At 57.2% G+C, this 6,203-nt stretch carries 5 protein-coding genes; all 5 read right to left on the reverse strand.

All coding sequences use genetic code 11. From position 1 onward, the window contains the following. Window positions 1-22: 22 nt before the first annotated feature. The 5 genes from H598_RS0110735 to H598_RS0110755 all read right to left on the reverse strand — a co-directional run bounded on the left by H598_RS0110735 (window position 23) and on the right by H598_RS0110755 (window position 5,210). On the reverse strand, window positions 23-1,897 hold the full coding sequence (locus H598_RS0110735; protein WP_169629247.1) for a DUF262 domain-containing protein: 1,875 nt from the start codon (window positions 1,895-1,897) through the stop codon (window positions 23-25). Window positions 1,898-2,176: 279 nt separating this feature from the next. Beyond that, the gene (locus H598_RS0110740; protein WP_156896999.1) at window positions 2,177-2,353 is read right to left on the reverse strand and encodes a hypothetical protein; all 177 of its coding nucleotides are present in this window, start codon (window positions 2,351-2,353) and stop codon (window positions 2,177-2,179) included. A 156-nt stretch (window positions 2,354-2,509) separates the two neighbouring features. Beyond that, complete coding sequence (locus H598_RS0110745; RefSeq protein ID WP_028113021.1) at window positions 2,510-3,067, reverse strand: cold shock domain-containing protein; 558 nt, start codon at window positions 3,065-3,067, stop codon at window positions 2,510-2,512. A 204-nt stretch (window positions 3,068-3,271) separates the two neighbouring features. Further along, window positions 3,272-3,721 (reverse strand): azurin, encoded by a 450-nt coding sequence (gene azu, locus H598_RS0110750; protein WP_028113022.1) that lies wholly within the window; start codon window positions 3,719-3,721, stop codon window positions 3,272-3,274. Window positions 3,722-3,827: 106 nt separating this feature from the next. Then, window positions 3,828-5,210: a class II fumarate hydratase gene (locus H598_RS0110755; protein ID WP_028113023.1), complete on the reverse strand. Its 1,383-nt coding sequence runs from the start codon at window positions 5,208-5,210 to the stop codon at window positions 3,828-3,830. Window positions 5,211-6,203 lie beyond the last annotated feature (993 nt).

Here is a 6,203-nt window from a genome sequence, read left to right on the forward strand (position 1 = left end):
CATCCTCACAGTCCCCCCAGCATCACGCCTCGACGTCATCCCACTGCCTCTCACGTTGCAGTTGCTGTTCGGGTTCGGTGACTTGTTCCTGATAGCGGCTCTGCCAGCGGCCTAAAATCCAGCTTTCCAGCTCTTGGCGACGCTGCATCAGGGTTTCTGGCGTCCAGTCGGAGTACTGAGCCAGCTTGCGCTCCTGCTTAATGCAGGAGTCGCTGTAACTGGGGCTGACGCCGGGCGCGCCCTTCTTGCGCTGAAACTCGAAATTGGAGTAGCTGGCGTTGTCTTTGGTTAGCACCAGATTACCCAGATCGTGCTGGTACGTCGCCCTACTGTCCTGATCCCACACCGCCAGCCAATGGGAGCCCTCGGCCGGGTTCTGCGGCAGAATGTGTTCAAGAGTAGAGTCGCGTGCCAGCTCCTCCCAGGTGATTTTAGGTATACTGCCCTTGCCCTCTTTGTCCATCAGGTGCTGTTCGTACTCAAACAGAGTGTATTTCAACAACCGGCGCCAGTGATACCACTTGCCCGGCTGCGCCAGTTGCGCGACGAAGGCACTGTCGCTGGCGTAGTAGCGAATCAGGTCATGAATGTTGGCAACGATGGCCTCAAGTTGCACCTCGTCCTGATTGAACAGCTCGTGGCCCCAGCGATACAGGGTGGAACTGCCGGAGTTGCTGCGCCGGCCCTCAAACAGGAACACCCGGTAGGCGTAACACTCCAGTGCCTGCAACAGCTCAATGTACTGAGCTTCCGAGAAAGTGCCCGCCAGCCAACGGCTTCGGGCGGCCACCAGCAGCGGCAGAAAGTTGGCAATGTTGCCGCTGTTGTTGATGCGCTGCAGCCAGGCCAACTCCGCCGGCGAGTCGGTGTTATCCGCACTGGGGCTGACGATGCTCTGGTAGTGGCGGGCCACCTCCGGCAGGCCTTTGACAAAGGTCAGCAGGAACGCCTTGGTTTGTGCCTTGGTCTTACCGGCGCCAGCTTGGCCATCCACAGCAAAGTTACGCAGCGGCAGGTACTGCGGCTGTTTAAAGCCCTCGTAGCCTTTCCAGTTCTTCGGCAAATGATGGCAATACAGGGTCCAGGCCAGCCGCAGGCATTGAGACTCGTTGCCACTGGAGTCGCCGACAAACCCGTAGGTGTCGCGCCAGGCCAGGTTGACCCGGGCGGTTAACTCCTCCCGCTCGTCGGCGGCGCCGTTACGGGCAATCCAGTGCATCAGGTAGTTCTTCAACAGCTCCAGCACCGATAACTCCTTGCCTCGGGAGTTCATCAACTCAAAGGTCATGCCGATTTCGCACTCCTCCTCGATGGTGTAGGAGGTAAACACTAACTTACCGGTTATCGCCTCAAACAACTGAGTCAGGTAGTGGGTGCCCTTATCGGCGTCGGCCAGCAAGGTGTCTACGTGCCCCTGAAAGTAATCGGTGGCCTCGCACAGCCGCCGTTGATGAGGGGTAACCGGGGCTTTCAGGGGGCGGCCCTCAGACAGCAACCGATGAAACAGCTCGCTGGTGTCGTTGTTAAGGGTGAGTTTGCAGCGCAGGCCGTCATAGAGGAAATCGGCAATGTCGCGCTCGTACTCGGTTCTTCCGGCTTTGATCAGGGTGCGAATCAACACCGACAGGTACAGACAGGTGGTGGTCAGGCGCTGCTGGCCATCCACCACATCCACCAACTTTGCCGGCCGTCGGCCGTAAGTGGCGCTGTCGTTGTTGGCCTGATAGGTCACCACGGTGCCGGTGTAATGAAAGTGAATGTTGTCATCGGTCACCAGTGCATCCAGATCCTCCACGAAATCACGCCACTGCTTTTTCTCCCAGGCGTAGCCACGCTGGTAGTCGGGAATGGTAAACAGGGTGCTGGAGAACAGATCGGAGAGCGATTGCTTATTCATGGGTGGCGTACCTGGGTGATGTTGGGTCAGATTGTTGACGAATCGGGCCAGCCAGGGACTTACCACCAACATTTTTGATTACACTTCAATTGGTTAGCCAGCCGGCGGCAACCGACATCATGCCGTAAAAACCCGGATTGGTCGACAACCGAACCACCAGTGAGTGCGCCAGCTAACACACCATTGCCACGATGCCAGCAATCAAAGTATCGGCCTCACCAAAAAGGGAGCATGTGCTCCCTTCGATTGGCGTGGCGTTAGATCAACTGCCAATGAAAATCAGTCACTCACCGGCAGGTCTTTTCCTGGCTCTCGCCCACCATCATTAACGGTCACTGGCGGCGTAGGGCAACCATGATCGGGAGACTCCTGCTCACCGTGGCGCTTGTTGAGCTCATCTTCCTCAATCTTACGTTTCTTGCGTCGTTCACTTTCCGATACTCGAGTTATGGTCATAATGCACTCCACTTCCATTCCATTGTCTGTAGTAACCATGACTCCTTCAGCATACTCCGGCCGGTTTATTCCTCCCTCGCCGAGATCAAAAAAGTACCGAATACTCGACGCCAACTCCCGCTGTTCATGGGCCTGGATTCAGTAAGACTCTGCGCTCTAGTTACACCACTGGCTTTCACAGGGAACGCCGTCGCCGTCACCATCGGTGAGCTGGTTCGGACAATGATTCAGATAGAAAGTCGCCTCAGCGCAGGAGTTCATCTGCGAGCAATGCTGTTTGCCCTCGCAGCGGAAGGTATCGGTGGCCGCCTCTGGCGACGGCAACGATTGAGGTTGAGCCTCGGGCTCTGCGGGCGCTGACTGCTCTGACGGGGCGGGCGTTAATCGGGGGACAATGAACTTATCGGCGGTCCAGACGGCGCTGCCAACCGAGACCAGCGCCAGTACCAGAAACGCCGGAGACCACAAGGCGAAGCGATGCCGTGACTCCGGCCGGAACCCGGGCTCCAGTTCGGCCTCGATGCGAATGGCCCGCGGCCCTTTCGGTCCGCCGGTTTCCAGGTTAAACGTGAGCCTATCGCCAATTTGTGGCCGAATCCGCTGCTGACGAAACTCGCTGATGTGGGCGAATACCGCGGGCCCGCCTTTGTCCGGCTCGACAAAGCCATAGCCCTTGTTGTCGTTCCAGCGAACCAGTAGTCCTTGCTGTCGCACGATGCCTCCCGGTGTTGTCTTATCACCTTTACCGGGCGTACTCACCGAATCCCGGCCTTTCTATCAGTGTACGCCATCGGTGCCACAGGCCAACAGCCACGCGAGTTCAATCAATGGAGAGTGAAGAGAGGTATCACCTCAGCACGAGGCTGAAACAGCAGCGGAGCAATGCATCAGGGGCCGACGGGCCCCTGTGACTTGTGGTTACTTAAACTCAAACTTACCCTGCATGATGGCCCAGTGGCCAGGGAAGGTGCACAGGAAGGTGTAGTCACCGCCTGCACTGAGCTTATCGGTCTTGAAGGTCAAGGTGGTAGTTTCACCGCCGCCAATCACCTTTGACGCCGCGTACACTCGCTCATCGCCGGGCTTAACGTAGTTGTTATCCAGTCCGGCCGCCATGCCATCGGTGCCCACCGCCTGCACGTTGGCAGTGTCGGTAATCACCACGTTGTGGCCCATGGCCTGAGCCGGTGACTTACCGGTGTGCTTCAGGGTAATGCTGACCTCCTCACAACTGGCAGGCACGCTGATGAGCTTGGTGGAAAACTGCATCATGTCATTGGCTTCCAGGGCTACCTCGCACTCTGACGCAGTGGCACCGAAACTCAGGCTCAGCATCAAACCGGCGGCAGCCAGAATTCGTGTTGTCATGGTATTTCTCCGTGTCGTTAATGGTCTGTATTGTTATGGCTAGATAATAGAGTTACGTTTCTGGCGTACTCTTGGATGAATTGGCCCTTCCCATGCCAGGCCGTAATCACGACAGCCCGCCTTGGGTCAGCTTGGCCGGGTCGAGCAACCGGGTCAGCTCCGCCACACTCAGATCGGTGTGCTCGGCGGCCACGTCGATGATGGGGCGCCCTTGCTGGTAAGCCAGCTTGGCAATCTCGGCCGCTTTCAGGTAGCCGATAATGGGGTTTAGGGCGGTGACCAGTATCGGGTTTCGGTCCAGCGCCTGTTTCAACTTGGCTTCATTGACACTGAAGCTGGCGATGGCCTTGTCCGCTAGCAGTCGACTGGCGCTGGCCAGCAATGCGATGCTGTCCAGAAGATTGGTGGCGATCATCGGCAGCATGACGTTCAGTTCGAAGTTACCGGATTGGCCCCCAAGGGTAATGGCGGCATCGTTGCCTACCACCTGAGCGGCCACCATGGCTGCGGCTTCCGGCACCACCGGATTGACCTTACCCGGCATGATGGAGGACCCCGGCTGCAGCGCCTCCAGTTCAATCTCCCCCAACCCGGCCAAGGGCCCGGAATTCATCCATCGCAGATCATTAGCAATTTTCATCATCGAAACGGCGGTGGCCTTCAGTTGTCCCGATAGGGCCACGGCCACGTCCTGAGAGCCGATGAGGCTGAAGAAATTGGCAGCCGGCGTGAAGTTCATGCCGGTGTCCCGGTTCAGGGCCTGGCAAAACTGCTCGGCGAACTGTGGGTGGGCGTTGATGCCGGTGCCCACCGCTGTGCCACCTTGAGCCAACGTCTGCAGAGCTGGCAGCGCCTGTTGCAACCGGTCGATGTTCATCTCTATTTGGCTGGCCCAGCTCAACAGGCTCTGGCTCATGCTCACCGGCATCGCATCCATCAAATGGGTGCGACCGGTTTTTATCTGCCCCTGAAGCTGATCGGCTTTATCGACGATGGTCTGGTGCAGATGCCGCAATGCCGGCAGCAACTCCCGGGTCAATTCCAGGGCGGCACTGATGTGAATAACCGAGGGAATAACGTCGTTACTGCTCTGGCCACAGTTGATGTGATCGTTGGGGCTGACCGGCGCCCCATGAAGGATGGTCGCCAGGGTGGCAAGGACTTCGTTGGCATTCATGTTGGAGCTGGTGCCAGAGCCAGTCTGGTAGACGTCCACCGGGAAATGCTGCATCAGTCGCTCGTCAGCCAGCAGCTGTTCGCAGGCCTGAACGATGGCACTCACCATCGGCGGTGGCACCTGCGCCAACTCGCCATTGGCTTTGGCGGCGGCAGCCTTGGCGGCGATCAGGGCTCTGACAAAGGCTTCTGGCATCCTTCTGCCACTGACTGGAAAGTTATTTACCGCTCGCTGAGTCTGTGCCCCGTAGAGGGCGTGCTCAGGTACTTCCAGCTCACCCATGCTGTCTTTTTCAATGCGGGTTGCCGCCATAATACTGTCCTTATTTATGCGCACGGTCATCTTGGTAATAGTAGATGCTGAGGGCAAAGCAACGTCCGGTCACTGCCACAACCCACCAATGATAACGATTCGCATTCGCACAAAGCAATAGCCTGGGTAATTTTATTGTCGGTTCAGTAGCGCACCTCATCCGTCACTCATTGCCAACGCGAGGGCCAGCCCCACCCGTCGCTCATTGCGAACGCGAGGGCCCAGTGACTTTGACTCTGGATTTAAACAAACGAAAGACGCTGGATTCTCGCCTGCGCAAGAATGACAAAAGGCACAGACACTGGATACCCGCGTTCGCGGGCACGACGGAGGGGTGTTTAAAGTTGGTGAGGAGAACAACCAGCACTGAACTCTGCCGACACCGCAATTACTGCTCGTTTACTACTCCCCCTCCCCATAAGCACCGTCGCCCTTGCGAACGCGAGGGCCCAGTGGCTTTGACTCTAGATTTAAACCAACGAAAGACACTGGATACCCGCGTTCGCGGGCACGACGGAGGGGTGTTTAAGGTTGGTGAGAAGAACAACCAGCACCGAGCTCTGCCGACACCGCAATTACTGCTCGTTTACTACTCCCCCTCCCCATAAGCACCGTCGCCCTTGCGCACGCGAGGGCCCAGTGACTTTAACTCTCGATTTAAACCAACGAAAGACATATATGGACGCCCCTGCAACTGCAAGACTTTGATGAGGTCGGTTTGCGGACGTATATCCGGCGTCTGTTTTACCTTCTCGAGGTAGCGCCATAATGTGGTCCGAACCTGGCAGCCTACACGCTGGGACGACATTTACTGTCGGTCTTATTTCAGGCTCTTGCCAGGCCGGATTACCGTTTGTTCATCAAGGTTTGCAAACTCAGGTTACGCGGTACTCACTGCACCTCCCTGGCTTCAGGGAGCTTAACTACTTGGTTACTGCAAACGCATGGGTCAGTTCAAACTTGTTGCCGCTGACCGTCATGCTCCAGGCTATT

The sequence above is a fragment of the Ferrimonas kyonanensis DSM 18153 genome (assembly GCF_000425405.1).
GTDB classification, from domain to species: Bacteria; Pseudomonadota; Gammaproteobacteria; order Enterobacterales; family Shewanellaceae; genus Ferrimonas; species Ferrimonas kyonanensis.